Genomic DNA, 19,377 nt, shown 5'->3' on the forward strand with positions numbered 1-19,377 from the left:
TAATCTCAGATACTTTTAATCATATTAACCCGATTTCCCCTGGAGTTATAAAACACATAATCAAAACAGCATTTAGCTATGATAAGGCCTCTACCTTCATCGGAAAAATCATTCGTATTTAAATTTTTTTCTATTCTACTATTCCAGTCAAAACCCTCTCCTTCATCCTGTATGCAAACTTTAATATAGTCAGAGGTTTTTTTGAACATGATATGAATTTTCTTTGAATCATCGTGTTTGTTACCGTGCTCGAGGCTGTTGTTAAGCATCTCGTTTACTCCAAGCATAACTTTGTCCACATCTAATTCATCTTTATAATTATCTATTAAATAGTGATAAATGTTCTTCTTAGCAATATGGATTTCATCAAAAGTACTATTAATGGTGAAATTTTTTTCGATCAATTCATTCGGATCCATTTGAAGGGCCAAAACTATAATGTCATCCTCTTTAGGGGAAATCCCTAGAAACTTTTTGTGATCACGCTTAATTAACTCTGTTATTACATTTGGATCATATCTATGATGTTTGTAATAGATCTTTTCTAAACGTTTTAGACCATAGATTCTATTCCTTACTCTAGTATTTAGAAGACCTTTAGTATAAAACAAAAGGGTATCTCCTTTGTTAATTTTACATGTTTTGTTGTCAAACTCAAACAATTTTTTATCAATTGATGAAGATACAGGAAGCCCCTGACATTCTAATTCTTGTATTTCACCATCCCACCTAGATAACAAAGGTGGTAGATAAAACCCGGCATTACTATATTCAAACACATTAGTTTCAAGATCCAATACCCCAATATAAATGCAGATTAAATAGTCTGAAGGAAAGTTTGCTTCAAGAAATTTTTCAGTAAGATAATATAAAATATCTTTGGGGTTGATATTTAGCGATCCAAAATTTTCTAAGAAAAAGTTGTTTATTGAGTTTTTTATGAAAATATTTAAAATTAGGCTTTCGTAATCCTGTGTGCTAACATCGGCAAAAAAGTAAAATATTCTACCTCCTATTTTTTGTATATCACAGTAATTACCTTTTAAGTTTTCAGCAGGCTTGTACCATGAAGAAAATGTCAAACCATTAATCTCTGGATGGTTAACGTTTGACATTTGTTTGGACAGTACATTATTTTCTTTTAGCGTTCTATTGATTTTTTGATCCAGCCTGCTTAATTTTTCTTCAGCTTCAATTCTTCTTTTTCTCTCATTCTTGGTCTCAAACATATACTCCATACAACATCTTATAATGTTTGGACTTAACTCATCTTTGGCCATGTAACAACAAAGGCTGGGTTTTCTTTTAATTAAAGACAACTTATCTTCAAAGTTAACTTCCTCGTAAATTATAATTACTGGTAAATTAATGTTGTCTCCAATATTACAAACTTTTAAGGCAAAATTTTCATCCAACATATCGAGAGTTTTTTCACAAACAAATACCATATCATAATAATTATGTTTTAATTTTATTTTAGTATCTCCATAATTAAATACTCTATCAATAATAAGTTCTTCTTTTCCTAAGCCTGCTTTTAAGTACTCATATAGCCTTGAATACACATCCAAATTTTTTTCAAATAACAATAGCCGCACTTAACTACAACCTCCACAGGAAAAATTGTTATTTTTTAGCATCGCCATCTTCTATTTCAATTACTTTATTCAAATGTATCATGGAAAACATTTTATTTACATAGTCACTTGTAACATTTATTATCTTTAACTTTCCATTTCTTTCGCTGAGCTTTTTCTGGATTAAAAGTAATTTGCCAAGTCCAGAACTATCAATCCCATAAACTTTCTCGAAGTCTATAATTATAGTATCGTAGCCTTCATTATAAACAGAAAGTAGGGTTTCTTTAAGGTCTGAAGAATTTGTAATATCAATCTTACCTTCAGGAATAATTAGTACACTACCGTCTTCTTTTTTTTCTACTTTCATAACTAACCCTCCATCCTAACAAGTATTATGTAACGTATATACATTAAACCATTTGCCGTTAACTACTTCTAGATAAGCTTAACAAATCCTTTTTTTCTCAATTTTTTTCAATTCAAACTGATAACTAGTTCTGCTTAATAAAAAAAATATTTTAAGGTCTCCAAAACTAACACTGACATAGTCTCCCGGAAACCTTAAAAAAATTTGAATCAATCCGCTTTTAATCACATTTCCAAAGTGTTTTTTGTACCTGAGTAAGTCCCAACAGCTGCTAAACCAATAGCTGTCCCAATTAACACAGCCTTTGCTGGTTCATCGGGTGCTAAATAAATTAAGCTCAGAATATTACCAATAACAATAGCCAAAATTGGTGACGCTTTTTTTGGGAAACCAAGCATTTTGGCCACCTGAATAAGTCCTACCACAAAAGGAACCAGGACAACATCATAAACTTCAAATTCCAACAATTTTCCCCCTTACCCTTTAAGGTATTATAATTTTAGAAAAACCTAAAGAAAGGCTTAATTATTAATATTTCTATTTGGATACAAATATCACCTTAAAGGGCAAGAAAATCTCATCTGATTAAAAACGTTTGCCAATATCTCCATGATAAACACTTATTCTACCTTCTTTAATCATTTTATTTATTTTTTTATAGACTATATCCTTGATAATACCTCTTGTTAAAGGAATAAGAAAACTAAAACCAGCCAAATCAGTGACAAGACCTGGAGTTAATAAAAGCGCACCTCCAACTAAAACTGAAGCAGCATTGAAGAGTTCCTTTGTAGGAAGTTCACCAAAATTAAGTCTCTCTCTAAATCTTCTCAAAACCTGTACTCCTTGACTTTTGGCCAAGAAAACACCTATTGAACCCGTTGCAGCTATAATGATTATCGTTGGCAAAGTACCAATTAGTCCTCCCAGTTCAATCAACAGCCATATTTCTAATAAGGGGCCCAGGGTAAACAGCAAAAAAAGCTTAAATAACAAGTCAGAAAGCCTCCTTTAATAGGATTCACCTTTTTCATTTCCTGAGTTTTTCATTAAGCTTATCATATAATTCACTAGAATTCTTCTTTAAATTCACTGGTTTAGCGTTGTTGTTTACAAAAGCATGTATAGTTTCACCAAATGCAAGCAGCATATTATCTGGCTTTCTATATATATTATAACAAAAAGTTAGCCTTGCAGGTGTAAAATTTTTGACACTTGTTTTTAAGCTTATCAGGTCATCATAATAAGCTGGTGATTTGTACTCACAACTTGATTTCACCACCGGCAAGAAAAGACCTTCTTTTTCAAGTTCGACATACGGAAAACCCAGTTCCCTAAAATATTCATTCCTACCTACTTCAAACCATATAAAATAATTGGCATAATAGACTACTCCCATTTTATCAGTCTCCTGATATTTTACCCTTAAAGATATTTCTTTTTCCATCATAATATTTAACCACCTCATACATTCCGATGATTCCGGTGCAAAAAGTCATATGAACAAAGTTTTGTTTTACAAAATTACAGCTTCTCCTTCATATACTAACCCTCTAAAAGGATCTATTGTAACTACTTCTCCTTCTTCTAATGCTTCAAAAGCTTTTTTTACACCAACAACTACAGGAATATTAAGTTCAATGCCTATGATGGCTGTCTTACATGTCAGACCATCTTCCACTGCTATGATCCCTTCCACATTAGACAGTTTGGGCACTATATTTCTTGTTGTTCTGTCTACAACTATTATATCTCCACCTGATATTCTGTTTATTTTCTCTTCACTATCTATAATATTAATCCTTCCTGTAGAAGGCTTTTTGCCTATCCCCGTTCCTGATGTTTTGATCTGGCCTACAGTATGTACTCTTATTAAATTTGTGGTCCCTGATATTCCCACGGGCACCCCGGCAGTTAATATTACTAAGTCACCATTTTTTAGATATCCAGCTTTCAAAGAAGTACTTATGGCCTCACTAAACATCTCATCTGTTTCATTAGTTTCTTCACACAATAATGGATATACCCCCCATGACAGATTTAGCCTCCTCACTATTTTTTTGCAGGGAGTAACAGCCAAAACTGGGATAGAGGGTTTATATTTTGCCACCATTCTTGCCGTATAGCCCGATTGAGTACTAGTCAAGATTGCTCTTGTTCCAAGACTTAAAGCCATCTGGCAGGTAGAAAATGCTATAGCATCTGTCACACTTGTATTTGTATTTCCTGCACTACTTTCAAATTGTTTCTCTCTGTTTTTGCTATAATAACTGCTATTATCAAATAGCTCATCTTCTGTCCTTTTAACAATACTATACATAGTCCTTACGGTTTCAATTGGATATTTTCCAATGGCGGTTTCTCCGCTTAGCATCACAGCATCAGTTCCATCAAAAATAGCATTTGCCACATCACTTGCCTCAGCCCTTGTAGGTCTTGGGTTGTTAGTCATAGATTCTAACATCTGTGTAGCTGTAATAACTGGTTTACCAAGGTGATTAGCCTTTCTTATTATTCTTTTTTGAATCAAGGGGACATCCTCTGCTTGAATCTCAACACCCAAATCACCTCTAGCAACCATAACACCATCTGAGACTTCCAAAATTTCATCAAGATGTTCTACACTTTCCTTCGTCTCTATCTTTGAAATAATCGGTATATTGCTTCCCTTATTTTCTAAAACCTTTCTTACTTCCAAAATATCTTCAGCATTTCTAATAAAAGATGCCGCAATAAAATCTGCAGATTCGCTTATGGCTATATCCAAATCTTCTTTATCTTTTTCAGTTACCACAGGAATGGACAAATGTGCACCGGGAATACTGACACTTTTTTTATCTTTGATCACTCCACTGTTTTTTACAAGACAATGTACACCGTTATCCTTAATTTCATTAACCAAAAGCTCTATCATTCCATCATCTAATAGGATTGTTATGCCAGGTTTTATCTCATCAATAATCTCAGGAAGATTTATTGCCGCCCTATAGGAATCCCCTAGTATATCACTTTTGGTTAACACAAATTCCTGACCTTCTTCTAACCATGTTTCTCCGCCTTCAAAATCTTTAAGCCTAATTTCAGGACCTTTAGTGTCCACTACTACAGCACCTGGCCTTCCCAAATCATCAAAAACTTCTTTAACCATTCTAATATTTTCCCTGTGCTTTTCTTTCTCTCCATGAGAAAAATTAATTCTGACAACATCCGCTCCATTTTCCACCATTTTGGCAAAAACAGCCTTGTCTTCTGACGAAGGCCCTATTGTAGCAACAATTTTTGTCTTCTTAATATCATTCATACTAGCCGCCCCTCTCTTCTATAACATTATCGTCTCCCTGTCAGCTTATCAACCACCATACCATAAGGGAACTTTTGATCCCTAACCAATAATCTGGTTTAAAAAGTCTTACGAGTAAATTTTTGATTTTATTGTTAATACATCTTATCGAAGAAGCAGTTGAAATAAGGCCTGATGACATGAGGTCATCAGCTAATCTAGCTCAGGAAGAGCTAATTGATTAGGAAGCCTTATTTCGACTGCTGATGAGTTATAGATGTATCAATAAAATCACTTACTTTGCGAGTAGACTTTTTAAACCAGATCTTTAGTGGTACTTTATCCTAATAGCATCACTTCCTAACATATTTTTTACTTCACCTATAAATTTTCTATCTAAGCTCGCCCAGTATTCTTGAGGAACTTTTTTCACCCTCTTTTCCTTTGGAAAATAAATAAAAACCGGCAGTTCCCTCTTTTCTTTTTTTAGTAGTTCTTTTAATTTTTCTAGTAAATGGTGCTGGCTATCTTCGATTTTGATATAAATACTTTTATTATTTTCTATTTGATCTGAGCTATAGCCGTTATTATTAACATTGTTATAACCATTATTTTTATTTTTTAATTCGCCCTTATTAACTTCTTTGAGTAAACGTATATCTTTACAGATTATCTTTATTTCATCGTCTTCTTTTTTGTCTAGCCTACCTTCTACAAAAAGTGGGTCTTCGCTATCAATATAGTCTTTAATTCCTTCGTATTCAGGCGGAAAAACCACAACTTCTACAGAACCCGTCATATCTTCAAGGGTAAGAAAAGCCATTAGATCGCCTTTTTTGGTTGTAATAACGTTTATATTATTTTTTATCCCACAAATGTTTACATTTGAACCATCGCCGTATTGATTAATAGTTGATATATAAGGGATAGATAGCTCTTGGGTCTTATCCCTATATTCTTCTAAAGGATGTCCACTTACATAAAAGCCTAAAAGTTCCTTTTCCATTGACAACCTTTCCTTTAAGCCAAATTCTTCAAAATCAGGAAATTTCACTTCTATGCCCGGAGCTTCTTCATCAACTAGATCCCACATAGACATTTGACCCTTTTCTCTTTCTCTGTTTAGAACCTGGGCCTGGTGTATTACTTCATCAAGTACAGATAAAAGTTTCTTTCTGTTGGTGCCAAAATCATCAAAAGCACCCACTTTTATAAGACTTTCTAAAGTTTTTCTGTTACACGCCCTGAGATCAACCCGATTCACAAAATCTAAAAAAGAAGTAAACTTTTCATCTTCTTCTCTAGTACTTATTATCTCTTCTACTGCTGCTTTGCCTACATTTTTGACAGCAGCAAGTCCAAATCTTATCTTGCCAGGCTCTACCACAGTAAAATTAACCAAAGATTCATTGATATCCGGCGGCAAGATCTCTAGGTCAAGCTGCTTCAAATCTTCAATGTAAAGAGATATCTTATCACTATCATCCATAGAGTTGGTTAAAAGTGCAGCCATAAACTCCGTTGGATAGTTAGCTTTTAGATAGGCAGATTGATAAGCAAGATAAGCATAAGCAGCAGAGTGGGATTTGTTAAAGCCATAATCAGCAAATTTAACTATCAATTCATATATTTTTTCCCCTAACTCTCTGTCATAACCGTTATTTACACAGCCCTCAACAAATTTTACCCTTTGCTCATCTAGGATATTTTTTTTCTTTTTTCCGATAGCTCTTCTTAACAGGTCAGCTTCTCCAAGGCTAAAGCCAGCTATAATGTTAGCTACCTGCATAATTTGTTCCTGATATACCATTATTCCGTAAGTTTCTTTTAATATGGGTTCTAATTTTGGATGCGGGTACTCAATTTTCTGCTCTCCATGTTTACTTTTTATGAAAGTTGGTATCTGTTCCATAGGACCCGGCCTAAATAAAGCTGACACAGCAATTATATCTTCAAAACGCCCCGGCTTCATATCTTTTAGGACATTTCTCATGCCGCTAGATTCAAGCTGGAAGATCCCCAGAGTCTTGGCATCCTGTATAAGTTTAAATGTTTTCTCATCTTCAAAAGATATTTTGTCTAGGTCTATCTTTTCTCCCCGGCTATTATAGATTATCTGTACAGCATTGTTTAGCATTGTCAAAGTTTTAAGTCCCAAAAAATCCATCTTTAATAGACCAAGTTCTTCGAGGGTTCCCATAGGAAACTGGGTAACAACCTGGTCGCTATTTTTCTGCAGAGGAACATATTCAGTAAGAGGTTCTTTGGATATAACTATGCCCGCTGCATGAGTAGAAGCATGTCTATAAAGGCCTTCAATTGACCTCGAGATATCTATCAACTCTTTTATATCGTTATCAGCTTTATAAAGTTCTAACAGCTCATTATTTTCTTTAAGAGCATCATCTATGGTCACACCAAGCACATGGGGAATCATCTTGGCAATTTTGTCTACTTCCCCGTAGCTATAACCAAGAACTCTACCGACATCTCTAACAGCAGCTCTTGCCTGCATGGTACCAAAAGTCATAATCTGAGCTACATGCTCACCACCATACTTCTCTACAACATAATCTATTACTTTTTCCCTTTTTTCATAGCAAAAGTCAATATCTATATCTGGCATGTTTACCCTTGCCGGATTCAAAAACCTCTCAAATAACAAGCCATATTTTAAGGGGTCAATGTTCGTTATGGATAGACAGTAAGCCACCAAGCTGCCTGCAGCAGAACCCCGACCAGGACCAACAAGTATGCCATTTTCATGGGCAAATCTAACAAAGTCCCATACTATCAAAAAATATGAAGAATAGCCCATTTGTTCAATAACATCTAATTCATAATCTAGCCGTTCTTTTATTTCAGAAGTTATTTCACTATACCTTTCTTCAAGGCCCTCGTAACAGAGTTTTCTTAAGTAGGTTTTTTCATCGTAACCTTCTGGAACTTCAAAATAAGGCAGGTGCAAACTGCCTAAATCTAGCTCCACATCACATCTCTCTGCTATTTTGGCTGTATTTGCTATAGCACCTGGACATTCTGAAAAAAGTTCTTTCATTTCATCAGGAGATTTTAAATAAAATTCATCACAGGGAAACTTCATACGTTCGCTATCATTAATTTCTTTACCCGTCTGTATGCATAAAAGCACATCATGAGTGGAGGCATCTTTTTTTTCAAGATAGTGAATGTCATTTGTTGCGACAAGGCCAATATCTAACTCCCTTGACAAGCGTACAAGCTCAGCATTTACCTGCTTTTCTTCTGGCAGGCCATGATCCTGCAGTTCCAAGAAGAAATTATTTTCTCCAAAAATACTTTTATATTGCATAGCTTTTTCTTTTGCCTTCTCATAGTCACTCTTAAGTATACTAGTTGGGATCTCTCCACCAAGACACGCACTAAGGGCAATCAACCCTTCTGAATGCCGCTCTAAAAGCTCGGTATCTACCCTCGGCTTATAATAAAAACCTTCAAGGTAACTTTTGGTCACAAGTTTCATAAGGTTTTTATATCCTGTTTCATTTTCTGCCAAAAGAACCAAGTGGTACTGGTTAGAATCAATCTTGGGGTCTTTGTCAAATCTTGTTCTTGGAGATACATATACCTCCGAACCAAGAATCGGTTTTATCCCTTTTGCTCTAGCCTCTTTATAAAAATCCACCACACCATACATAACTCCGTGATCTGTTATTGCAACAGCATTCATGTTTTTTTCTTTTACCATTTCAATAAGTTCTTTAACACGGCTAGCACCGTCCAAAAGGCTGTATTGTGTATGCACGTGCAGGTGAACAAAGTCATTACTCATATTAAATCCCTCGCTAAAACTATCAAGTTATAATAATAAAATAAGCCAGCACCTGCCCGCTGGAGGCGTGTCGCAAGAATTTGCTACAAATCTCGCAAATTAAAAGCTTTGTATATGTTTTATATTATTAGTTCTCCTACCAAAGAAAAATATCCTTCCAAAATCATTCTATAGAATCGAACTTTAGCTAGTTGAACCTTTTTCTCATATTTAATAATCTAGAAAAATAAATTAAACTAAAGAGTGATTCTGGTGCAAAAAGTCCGCATGAAAACCAGGGAGGTTGTATTATGCCTAATACATTTTTAAGCACTTTATTTTTAAATTTTTTTATTGCCTTTGGAGTTGTTTTAGGCGGTTCCATATTTGGTGGGATAGGCTCAGTATTTGGTGGAATTGCTCCCATGCGTACTATGATAGATACAGCAGAAAATTTAAAACTCTGGGGAATGTTTGCAGCATTAGGTGGAACATTTACTGCTATGAAAGAGCTTGAACTTGGTTTTATTGAGGGTCAATTAAATTCGGTAGTTAAACAATTTATTTTTATATTAAGTTCTTTTATGGGAGCACATTTAGGTGTTGTAACTATAAATTGGCTCTCAGGAGGTAGCGGTACGTGAACAAAAAAAATATCAGCTTACTCCTAATTGGAATTTTGATAGGATCATCTATTACAACCATTTATCTTGGCCATGAATTAGATAATTTATATATTGAGGTACAAACTTTAGAACATGACTTGCAAAAAGCAGAAGAAAGGGCCAAACAGTTAGAAGAAGATATCCAAAAAAAAGAAGAACAGCAGGGTGCTCCCGCAGTTCAACTAGTTAAAGACGTTGATATAATTATTGATTATCAAGATGATGAGTTCACAAGTTTATATATTCAAGAATACTGCGAAGAAATAACAAAAAAGCTCCTTGGTCAAGAGGTGCAAAGTCTTGAACCAGAGCTTATTTTTCAAATTTTGGATCAGCGTATTGTAAAATTAGAAGAAAAAGAATACAGACTTTATGTTAAAAGCCTAATCATAGCAGAAAAAACATCATTTCATATTGAGCCAGTACTTTTAGAAGAAGATGACGAAGACTAAAATTTATTTTAATTCTATTTGCTGCTTTTTAATATTTTAGCTGCAAATAAAGCACTTGCTACGTAATAATCATTATGGACTATCTCTACACCAACTTTACCAGCGTTTCTTGTTTTCTCAATAATCCTTGCCCTTACTTCAATTTCTTCATTTAGCTGAACAGGCTGCAGATAATAAAGGGTAAAGTTCTCTGGGACAACCTCGTAATCATTGTCATTGCGAAGGGCTGCATGAGCAGCAGCAAGAATTATAGTGTTAAAAACACCACTGTTTAAACCTCCCATTTGATCTAACATTACAGAAGTCACTTCACCTTTAAATGTTATACCATCTTTATGTTTTTCATAGGTAAAGTTATCAAGCACTATATCCCAGTAGCTTGATTGTACTTTCGTCCCTTTGGGGCCAAATTGCAAAGCTTTCATAACATCGGTACGGGTAATAACTCCTACCAAATCACCTTCATCAACTACAGGTACAAGTTCTACTCCTTCCCATACCATCAAATGAGCTATAGAAGCTACAAGGGTCCTAGGAGAGGTAGTCAAAGGATTCTTCGTCATGATTTTGTCTACTTTAGATTCCATATTTCTTTTGTTAGTTATATCAACAGAAGTTATAACCCCTCTTACCTTCATATCATCATCAACTACAGGAAACCTTGTATAATTGGTATCCTCAAACATTTGCTTCCAATCCTCTATACTATCTTTTACATTTAGGTAATAGGGGGTTTTGTTCATTACATCCTGAACAAGCAAAATATCTTTTCTAACGTCATGATCATACAAAGTACGATTTATCAAAGTGGCTGTAGTATAGGTGTCATATGGGCTTTTAATAAGAGGAAGCTCAAGTTCGTCTGCCAATTTTTTATTTTCTTCATTGGTATCAAATCCTCCTGATATAAGTACAGCAGCCCCTTTTTCAAGTGCTAGCTTGTGAGCATTGTATCTATTACCAACAATCAATAAACTTCCTTCAGAGATATACTCTGCCATCTCTTCAAGTTCCATAGCTCCAATCAAAAACCTTTTTAGAGTCTTGTGAAGTCCTTCTTTCCCACCCAAAACAGTACCATCCACTGCACTAGCTAGTTCCGCAAAAGTAACTTTTTGCTCATATGTTCTTTTAGGACTTTCTATCCTAATTGTCCCAATTCTAGGCACAGTACTTACAAATCCCTTGGCTTCCGCATCCTTGATAGCTCTATATGCAGTTCCATCACTAACATTCAAGTTTTTAGAAATACTTCTAACAGATATTTGACTTCCTACCGGAAGTCTCTCAATATAGCTTAATATTTTTTGATGCTTGTTCATAAAATTGCCTCCTAAATTGTTTTCAAATTAACCTTAGCTCCTTTTGTATTCCCGACTTTTGCTTGTTTCTATTTTAATTTCCTCCTCTTGCTCATCCTCAACACCAAGCTTTTCTTTTTGATAAAAAGCAACCCTCAAATGAGAAGCTAAAACTACTATAGCAAACAATAGCCAAACAAGGGTAAAAAGTGAATCAACCCCCGCCAGCCCTATATCAGGCAATCGGGGTAAAAATACAGCTATAGCAAAAGCCAATATAATACTTACAATATAAGAAATCTTCTTTTCAGAAAATCTCAGCATAAGTCCTTCCTCCATAATTAATATACTTATATTACTTTTCATATCTCTTTGTTTTATATTATACTTTTTATTACATTATGATTCTTGTTGAAATATATTATGGAGAAATAATTATTTTTTAGCCAAAAATCCTGACAACTTCTTAATAAATCCTTTCAGGCCCTGATTGTCTGGATTCTCTCTTCCCAATATTTCATTACTTATCATTTCTATTTCTTGTGCAGTTTTTGATCTTGGCCATTCTATCATTATGGGTTTTTGCTTTTTAATAGATTGAGAAAAGGTGGTATTATCCATTACATGACCTAAATACTTTACTGATGCACCAAGGAATTGCTTAGAGGCCATTACAATTTTTTCTCCCACATAATCGCCTTCTCTTTTGTCATCCACTTTGTTAACAATTAATCTAATAGGAAGCTCTGGACTCTCTCGCATTATAATCTTTATCATGGCATAAGCATCAGTTATTGCGTGTGGTTCAGGTGTGGTAACAAGCAACACCTCATCAGAAGCTAGTAAAAAATTAATTACATTCTTATTAACACCAGCACCTGTATCGAGAAGAATTACGTCAGCATAGTCATCTAATTTGTTAAAAGCTTGTAACAGTTTACTAAACTGAGAATCTCTAAGGTTTGCAATCTCTTGCCAACCAGATCCTCCTGGTATAATCAAAATACCTTCCGGCCCTTCCAAAACTATATCAAAAATGTCTTTGTATCCCATTATTAAATGAGTCAAGTTATATTTTGGACTTAAATTCAACAATACATCTACATTAGCCATCCCTAAATCTGCATCAACCACGCAAGCTCTTTGCCCAAGTCTTGCCATGCTAATAGCTATATTTATAGACAAACTGCTTTTTCCTACTCCACCCTTACCACTTGTCACTGCAATCACTCTAGCGCTTTTATTATCAGTCATATTATCCCTCTGCCCCCTGAAAATTGATCCGGGTCTAGCTATTTCAAGGTTTTTGTCATTTCCTAATTTTCTCGAAAGAACCTCTGAATCAAATGAAAACGAACTATTGCTTACTTTTAGTTTGGTACCTACAGCCAGGGGAATAAGTTTTCCCTTGTCAAATGGCACAGAGATTACGATATGGTTATTATTGATTTCTATTACTTCACTGATATATTTGCCGCTATAAACATTAGTCGCAGGCTCTAAATAAATCTTGTCTCCGGGGTTAATTGAAATATTATTATCCAAAAATAAACCTCCTATGCCATATATAAGCACAACATACTATGCCTTAATACCATATTTTCTATGGGAATGAAAATTTTCCTTCTTTTATTTGACAAGATTCATCAAGGAAAAAATTATCATACTCTAATACGAGGCATTTTTACAAGTTCTACAAAAAAATAAGGAGGGGAAAAATTGAAAATTAATATTAGCAACAATTGTAAACTCAAATCTTCGGTTAAAAATGACAAACACAAAGGTAAGTTAGAAGAAATAGAATTAGTTAGGCCCTGGGCTGAAATTATCAAAATGGAAGGAATTCAAGCAGGCAATAATTTAAACGCCAGGGCAACAATTAAAAACATTGCTTTTCAAACAATTTCTCCAGTTAAAATCAATATTACTGGAAATATAGACGTAACAACAGAAAAATATAACCAAAAAAACTCTACCAAACCCATCAAGCTAAAATGGGATAAAACTTTAAGAACAATACCTGAACAGCATAAAAGCATCTCACTAAATACCCTGTTAAAAATTCCAGAAAACAAACCTAAAATAAAACAGCTAAAAACGATAAAGCCTGAACTAAAATATATAAGCGCAAAAACTCTACCTAATAGAATTGCTATAAAGGGAGAAGTGATATTTAAGATTTGGTACTACCACAAAGATTAGCTGCATTTTTCGCAGAACCCATAAAACTCTAGTCTGTGATTAACAACTTTAATATTATTTTTTTCTTGGGCCCTTTCATTCAAATTGTCTTCTACTGGCAAGTCTAAATCAATCACTTCATCACAGCTATTACAAACAAAGTGATAGTGGTTTTCAGGGTTACCATCAAATCTACTATAAGTGCTACCATAATCTAACTCCATTATTTCTCCCATTTCCTTTAATACTTTTAGATTTCTGTAAACAGTACCAAGACTTATATTTGGCAGTTTTTGCCTAACTTGGTCATATATCCAGTCCGCAGTAGGATGACATTTAGTATTTTTTAAAACTTCCAGTATCACTTTCCTTTGTTTAGTCATTCTTTTCTTTTCAGCCATATTCAAAAACTCCTTTGCCTTTAATTAGTAATTAATACTATTCCGCCTTCAGTATATACTATAACATAACGTACTCTTTGTCAAAAAAATTAAACAATTCTTTTAGTGAACCCTGCTTGTCCGGTAAAAGCTTGTATTTTGTACCACTATTTGTATTACTATCATGCCCTTCAAGATAATCAGTTACCATAAATACTTTCATCCCTGTTTTTTGGGCAGCTAAATCATATCTATAATCATTGCCGACCATCAAGCAGTTCTCGGGGGATTCATTTATATACTCACAAATTTCTAAATAATACTCTGGGTTAGGCTTTGCAAAATGCATTATTTCGTATGAAGTTATCAACTCAAATTCTAGATCTAATATACCTGCCCATTTCATCCTGGTTTCAATTGCCTTCCTTGGGAATACAGGATTAGTTGCTATTACTACCTTGGTTCCCCAGGAGTTTAATTTATTAATTATTTTGCGGGGAAGGTCATTTTTTTCTTTGACCATACTTTCTAACTGATTAAACTCATTTTTATAAAATTCATCAAATAAATCAAATATTCTTCTTTCCGTAACACTGAGTCCTTTTAAAAATTCTTTCATAAAAACTTCCTGGTTAGTTCTAAGAGGATTATTTTCTTCAATCATTTTATTTGTACTCATTAAAAATCTATCCATAAATTCATTGCTGTCCATAATTGTTTTTGCTTTATTGGTTATAAGTTGGATATATTTTTCAATAAAATTTTCAGTATCTATAGGCAGCAAAGTACCATCCAAGTCAAACATAACAGCATTATACATATTAGTATTCTGCCCCCTTAAATACATTCTCAATTGTACATTTTATATTATAATACAAATTTAATAAAGGGCCCCGGTAAAAAACATACCGAAGCCCTAAATATACAACCTTTATAGTACTACTTTTATACTAAATCATCTATTCATTTTTTCCCAGTAAACTTTAACTTCAATACCAGCATCTTTTAGCAAATTAAGCCCCGGACAACGTTTTTCAACTTCACCCTGCAGCTCTTCTAGCCTGCTTTTTGATTCCATTGTGTCTAAGTAAATATACTCTTCTACCTTTTGAAAATGCTGGTTTACCCCATCTACTCCCATAGCACCTCTTTCGTCAATCACACCCTGTGACTCAATTTCGATGGAATCAACCTGAAAATTTAATTCCTCTGCAATCGTAGATATCATAACTGTACTGCAGCCACACAAAGAACCTATTACATACTCCATCGGATTTGGCGCTGTATCATCCCCTCCCATTTCTTTTGGTTCATCCATACAAAAGGGAGAAAAATCCCTAACATATATGGAGCTTTTAGATCCTCCCTGCCATTTTGACGTAGCTTTTATTGGTTCTAATTTGGGCTCTTTCAAAGGTTCTTTCTGCTTCACCTGGTGTCCTCCTTTATTTTCAACACTTTATTTTGCAATAGTTTTCCGCTATAATTCAATAATATTCTTCTTCAAATTAATCCTTCGAAATTATTTTGTCTTAAAGCTTCATAAGTAACCACTGATACAGCAGTACTCAAGTTAAGTGATCTTAACCCTTCTTTCATCGGTATCCTAACCTGTGACTTTTTATATTTTTCCATAATCCAGGAAGGCAGTCCAGCAGTTTCTTTCCCAAATATCAGTACATGTGAATTTTTATAGTTTAACTCAGCGTAATTTTTTTCCCCTTTTGTAGTAATTAAAAAAAAAGGATATCCTTTTAGCTCCCTTTCTACCGAAGTAAAATCTTTATGTAATCTATAACTTAATTGATCCCAATAATCAAGTCCAGCTCTTTTTAGATGCTTTTCATCTACAGAAAAGCCAAGAGGTTCAACAAGGTGTAGTGTACTTCCTGTCACAGCACATGTTCTAGCAATATTCCCTGTATTTTGAGGGATCTCTGGTTCTACAAGCACTACATGCTGATCTATTGAATTTTTTTCTGTCAACATCCTATCACCTTCATCCAAATATTTTTTCTATTAGTTTTTGATATTCATCTTCTAGTTCTTCTGACCATATATCTTTTCTCTTTCCTCTAAAGTCTTTCAATATGTTTTCTACTATTACCTTTTGTTTATTAGTTAGATTATCATATATCATACCAATAGACCATAAGGAGTGACAAGTTACAATTTCACCCTTTTCTTTTATACTTTTTAATAGAAGATCTAACCCCCGTGGATCCTTCAAATTGCCAGCAGCTATGGCTGCATTCCTTTGAATTACAGCTTTCCCCCGCCACGAAATTGCTGTATTACCATAATACATTTTGAATTTTTTATTTGATAATCCAAGCAAAAAATCAAGCCTCGGAAAAATGTCATCTTTTGTTAGATCTTTTGGCAATAATTCATCTATATCCTTATCAGTATTTCTATCTACACATTTATCTTCATGTGAATAGTTAACAGGACAAACCTCAACACATCTATCACATCCATATATGTTATCAGCCATCATTGGTCTATATTCTTCTTCAATATACCCTTTTTTAACAGTCAAGTAAGAAACACACCGCTCAACCTTTAGCCTGTTACCGTACAAAAGAGCATTCCCTGGACAGCTTTTAATACATTTTTCACATTCTAGACATCTTTTAGATGCTTTTTCTGCTTCGTTATCAATTAATCCACGTGGTAGTTCTTTGTCAGTTAAAAGCCCTCCTATAAATATAAAAGATCCACCCTGGTTGGAGATTAAATTATTATTTTTGCCAAAAGTTCCAATCCCCGCTCTAAAAGCAAGTTCTCTATCCGCAAGAGGGCTTGTATCTACAAAAGCTTGATATTTACAGATCACATTTTCTCTTCGTAGCTGTTCCCCTAGGGCGTTTAATTTGTCTTTCAAAACGAGGTGATAATCCTTACCCCATGCCGACTTAGAAATTCTTCCCCTCAGATGTTCGTCCACAGGTTTTTTAGTAAGCCCGCCTCTAAAATTATACGGGAAAGTAACAACAATAACAGAGTTAGCCCAAAAAGCATACTTTTTTGGGCTAACTCTAACGGTGATATCCCGCGGTACAAACGGTGTGTTTTCACCTAGTTTTTTTCTTTTAAGGAGACGTTTTGCACTATTAACGGAAAATTTAGCATCTATTATTCCAATATCCAAAAAACCTAAGTCATTAGCTTCGTTTTTTATCAAATCTAATAATTCCATTTAGAATTCAACTCCCGGTATATCTTTCATCTATTCACATTCACCGGTTTAAGATTTATTAATGTTTTTATTCATAAAAGTCAGAATTATATTCGACATTTCATTATCTTCTAGCCTGTAGTACGCAATTTTTCCTTCTTTTCTATAATTGCAAAGACCCATATCTCTAAGAAGTCTCAAATGATATGAAGCCCTTTGTACAGAAGAATTAACTATCCCTGCAATATCACAGACACATAACTCCCCTTCATTGTGCAGTGAGTATATTATTTTTAGCCTGTTTTCATCGGACAATGCTTTAAAAACCTGAGTCAAATCAAGCACGTCTTTTACCTGCTCTCTTTGGCGTTTTACTTTGTCCGGAGAACATAATAACTCGTCAGGAACTACTTCCTCATAATATTCCTCGATAATCTTTGTATATTTTTCTTCTTTATTTGACATGTTATCCCCCTCCTCACTGATATTAATGATAGTTAATATGGATTAGTCCACGGGATTATCACAATTAATATATAATGAACAAGTTTTACATTCAGGTTTTCTTGCTTTACAAATATTTCTACCATGATATATTAACAAGTGATGAAAGATCCCCCAATATTCCTCAGGTATTTTCTCTGTTAGTTCTTTTTCTACTTCTAAGGCTGTATTTCCTTTAGATATGCCAAGTCTATTTGCCACCCTAAACACATGAGTATCAACAGCAAAAGCTGGAATATTAAAAGCATTTGCCAAAACCACGTTAGCTGTTTTTCGTCCTACTCCAGGGAGCTTTTCTAAATTTTTTCTGGTTTTTGGCACCTCACCTCCGTATTCATTTAATAAAATTTCACAACTTTTCAGTATATTTTTACTTTTATTATGATATAATCCTGCACTTTTTATATACTTAATTAATCCTTCTCTTCCTAGTTCTAAAATTTGCTCGGGTGTATTTGCCACTTTAAACAGCTCGTTAGTTATTCTATTCACTTTTTTGTCTGTACATTGGGATGAAAGAATAGTAGCTACCAATAACTCGAACGCTGTCCTATACTCCAATCCACATCTAGCTTCCGGGTAAAGCTTTGTTAGTTCATTATAAATTTTCTTTAACTTATATTCCATCAAGGCTTCCCTCTTTCCTGCCAAATAGATTAAATTTATTATAAAATAAATCCACGTAAAAATCCATTGACAGAAGCTTTAGCATTTATTTCTCAGCTCCATTTTCTTTTTCCTCGTTAAGTTCTTTAAGATCAATACATTTAATACATTCGTTATAAGCACATGGGTCAACATGAACAAAAACCCGTTCCACATCTTTTAGATCGCTTTCTAACAAAGACCTGACATCTGCAGCAATAGAATGGCCTTTCTCCACCGTATAATCCTTATCCACGCAAATCTTCAGGTCAACATAAACTCCCATTCCATGCATCCTAGCCTTTACTTCTCTGGCATTTCTAGCACCGGGAATGGTTAATACCCTATATCTAATTTGTTCTATCTTCTCAGTTTCTGGTGCTGTATCAATTAATTCTTTAATGGACCTAAAATATATTTTTAGACCCATCCTCAAGATAAGTAAAGCTACAACTCCTCCGGCTATCGGATCAAGCACCGGGTAGCCTATTCTTGCTCCAAGAACACCTATCAAAGCCGCAACAGAAGAAAGGGCATCAGAGCGGTTATGCCAGGCATCGGCTATCAACGCACTGCTATTTAGCTTTTTGCCCATGTAACTAACATACTGATACATAATTTCCTTAACCAAAATAGAAATCACAGCAATCCAGATCGCTCCAACCTGGGGAGTAGTTACCTCCCTGGCAAAGCTGTAGACAAAAGAATAAATCAAACTGACTCCAGTAACTATTAGTATTAAAGCAACTATTTTTGCTGCAACCGATTCAATTTTCCCATGTCCGTAGTGATGACTGCTATCAGGCGGACGACTGGCAAACCTTATCCCAAGTATAACAACACCATTTGATAATAGATCACTTAGTGAGTGAAATGCATCAGCAACAAGTGCAGCACTTCCAAATATAAAACCAAAAACACCTTTTAAAATCGTCAAAAATAAATTACCAGCTAGGCCTACATAAGATACTTTTTGAGCTTTTTTATTTTTATCTATCATATACTTTTCACCTAACTTTTTTCTACTACCTATAATTTCATTACTAATTTA

The 19,377-nt window shown here is 34.4% G+C and carries 21 protein-coding genes; 3 read left to right on the forward strand and 18 right to left on the reverse strand.

The annotated features are described in order from the left end of the window. Nucleotides 1-5 precede the first annotated feature (5 nt). The 7 genes from ACONDI_RS10435 to ACONDI_RS10465 all read right to left on the reverse strand — a co-directional run bounded on the left by ACONDI_RS10435 (nt 6) and on the right by ACONDI_RS10465 (nt 9,038). Nucleotides 6-1,598 (reverse strand): ATP-binding SpoIIE family protein phosphatase, encoded by a 1,593-nt coding sequence (locus ACONDI_RS10435; protein ID WP_241078487.1) that lies wholly within the window; start codon nt 1,596-1,598, stop codon nt 6-8. 28 nt (nt 1,599-1,626) lie between these two features. Beyond that, on the reverse strand, nt 1,627-1,947 hold the full coding sequence (locus tag ACONDI_RS10440; RefSeq protein ID WP_241078488.1) for an STAS domain-containing protein: 321 nt from the start codon (nt 1,945-1,947) through the stop codon (nt 1,627-1,629). A 224-nt stretch (nt 1,948-2,171) separates the two neighbouring features. After that, nucleotides 2,172-2,411, reverse strand: coding sequence for a hypothetical protein (locus tag ACONDI_RS10445; protein ID WP_241078489.1), 240 nt, complete (start codon nt 2,409-2,411; stop codon nt 2,172-2,174). A gap of 121 nt (nt 2,412-2,532) precedes the next feature. Further along, nucleotides 2,533-2,943, reverse strand: coding sequence for an FxsA family protein (locus ACONDI_RS10450; protein ID WP_241078490.1), 411 nt, complete (start codon nt 2,941-2,943; stop codon nt 2,533-2,535). A 34-nt stretch (nt 2,944-2,977) separates the two neighbouring features. Beyond that, complete coding sequence (locus ACONDI_RS10455; protein WP_241078491.1) at nt 2,978-3,397, reverse strand: acyl-CoA thioesterase; 420 nt, start codon at nt 3,395-3,397, stop codon at nt 2,978-2,980. 66 nt (nt 3,398-3,463) lie between these two features. After that, nucleotides 3,464-5,248 carry a pyruvate kinase gene (gene pyk, locus ACONDI_RS10460; protein WP_241078492.1) on the reverse strand — a complete coding sequence of 595 codons (1,785 nt, stop codon included), beginning with the start codon at nt 5,246-5,248 and terminating at the stop codon, nt 3,464-3,466. A gap of 307 nt (nt 5,249-5,555) precedes the next feature. After that, nucleotides 5,556-9,038 (reverse strand): DNA polymerase III subunit alpha, encoded by a 3,483-nt coding sequence (locus ACONDI_RS10465; RefSeq protein ID WP_241078493.1) that lies wholly within the window; start codon nt 9,036-9,038, stop codon nt 5,556-5,558. A gap of 290 nt (nt 9,039-9,328) precedes the next feature. On the opposite strand from ACONDI_RS10465, the gene ACONDI_RS10470 reads away from it, so the two are divergent. Together ACONDI_RS10470 and ACONDI_RS10475 are read left to right on the forward strand one after the other, a co-directional pair. After that, nucleotides 9,329-9,661 carry a YtrH family sporulation protein gene (locus ACONDI_RS10470; RefSeq protein WP_241078494.1) on the forward strand — a complete coding sequence of 111 codons (333 nt, stop codon included), beginning with the start codon at nt 9,329-9,331 and terminating at the stop codon, nt 9,659-9,661. Then, nucleotides 9,658-10,134, forward strand: a complete 477-nt coding sequence (locus tag ACONDI_RS10475) for a sporulation membrane protein YtrI (RefSeq protein ID WP_241078495.1) — start codon at nt 9,658-9,660, stop codon at nt 10,132-10,134. The genes ACONDI_RS10470 and ACONDI_RS10475 overlap by 4 nt, the downstream gene beginning before the upstream one ends. 14 nt (nt 10,135-10,148) lie before the next feature. On the opposite strand, the gene ACONDI_RS10480 is transcribed toward ACONDI_RS10475, so the two are convergent. The 3 genes from ACONDI_RS10480 to ACONDI_RS10490 form a co-directional block, all read right to left on the reverse strand. Next, nucleotides 10,149-11,456: a DRTGG domain-containing protein gene (locus ACONDI_RS10480; RefSeq protein ID WP_241078496.1), complete on the reverse strand. Its 1,308-nt coding sequence runs from the start codon at nt 11,454-11,456 to the stop codon at nt 10,149-10,151. A gap of 33 nt (nt 11,457-11,489) precedes the next feature. Beyond that, on the reverse strand, nt 11,490-11,759 hold the full coding sequence (locus ACONDI_RS10485) for a hypothetical protein (RefSeq protein WP_241078497.1): 270 nt from the start codon (nt 11,757-11,759) through the stop codon (nt 11,490-11,492). A gap of 111 nt (nt 11,760-11,870) precedes the next feature. Further along, nucleotides 11,871-12,980, reverse strand: coding sequence for an AAA family ATPase (locus ACONDI_RS10490; RefSeq protein WP_241078498.1), 1,110 nt, complete (start codon nt 12,978-12,980; stop codon nt 11,871-11,873). A 174-nt stretch (nt 12,981-13,154) separates the two neighbouring features. Here ACONDI_RS10490 and ACONDI_RS10495 point away from each other — a divergent pair, with 174 nt between their 5' ends. Next, nucleotides 13,155-13,637, forward strand: coding sequence for a hypothetical protein (locus ACONDI_RS10495; RefSeq protein WP_241078499.1), 483 nt, complete (start codon nt 13,155-13,157; stop codon nt 13,635-13,637). Here the strand turns inward: ACONDI_RS10495 and ACONDI_RS10500 are convergent. The 8 genes from ACONDI_RS10500 to ACONDI_RS10535 form a co-directional block, all read right to left on the reverse strand. Then, on the reverse strand, nt 13,634-14,017 hold the full coding sequence (locus tag ACONDI_RS10500) for a Fur family transcriptional regulator (protein ID WP_241078500.1): 384 nt from the start codon (nt 14,015-14,017) through the stop codon (nt 13,634-13,636). The genes ACONDI_RS10495 and ACONDI_RS10500 overlap by 4 nt on opposite strands. Nucleotides 14,018-14,075: 58 nt before the next feature. Then, a complete protein-coding gene (locus ACONDI_RS10505) occupies nt 14,076-14,816 on the reverse strand; it encodes an HAD family hydrolase (RefSeq protein WP_241078501.1) in 741 nt (246 codons plus the stop codon). Between the two features lie 135 nt (nt 14,817-14,951). Beyond that, nucleotides 14,952-15,428, reverse strand: a complete 477-nt coding sequence (locus tag ACONDI_RS10510) for an OsmC family protein (RefSeq protein WP_241078502.1) — start codon at nt 15,426-15,428, stop codon at nt 14,952-14,954. Between the two features lie 71 nt (nt 15,429-15,499). Next, nucleotides 15,500-15,982: a tRNA (cytidine(34)-2'-O)-methyltransferase gene (locus tag ACONDI_RS10515; RefSeq protein WP_241078503.1), complete on the reverse strand. Its 483-nt coding sequence runs from the start codon at nt 15,980-15,982 to the stop codon at nt 15,500-15,502. 13 nt (nt 15,983-15,995) lie between these two features. Beyond that, nucleotides 15,996-17,198 (reverse strand): tRNA epoxyqueuosine(34) reductase QueG, encoded by a 1,203-nt coding sequence (queG, locus tag ACONDI_RS10520; protein ID WP_241078504.1) that lies wholly within the window; start codon nt 17,196-17,198, stop codon nt 15,996-15,998. A gap of 48 nt (nt 17,199-17,246) precedes the next feature. Further along, nucleotides 17,247-17,642, reverse strand: coding sequence for an ArsR/SmtB family transcription factor (locus ACONDI_RS10525; protein ID WP_241078505.1), 396 nt, complete (start codon nt 17,640-17,642; stop codon nt 17,247-17,249). A gap of 42 nt (nt 17,643-17,684) precedes the next feature. Then, nucleotides 17,685-18,308: an endonuclease III gene (gene nth, locus ACONDI_RS10530; RefSeq protein ID WP_241078506.1), complete on the reverse strand. Its 624-nt coding sequence runs from the start codon at nt 18,306-18,308 to the stop codon at nt 17,685-17,687. Nucleotides 18,309-18,393: 85 nt separating this feature from the next. Next, nucleotides 18,394-19,326 carry a cation diffusion facilitator family transporter gene (locus tag ACONDI_RS10535; protein ID WP_241078507.1) on the reverse strand — a complete coding sequence of 311 codons (933 nt, stop codon included), beginning with the start codon at nt 19,324-19,326 and terminating at the stop codon, nt 18,394-18,396. Between the last annotated feature and the right edge of the window lie 51 nt (nt 19,327-19,377).

The sequence above is a fragment of the Natranaerofaba carboxydovora genome, assembly GCF_022539405.1.
Classification (GTDB): Bacteria; Bacillota; Natranaerobiia; order Natranaerobiales; family Natranaerofabaceae; genus Natranaerofaba; species Natranaerofaba carboxydovora.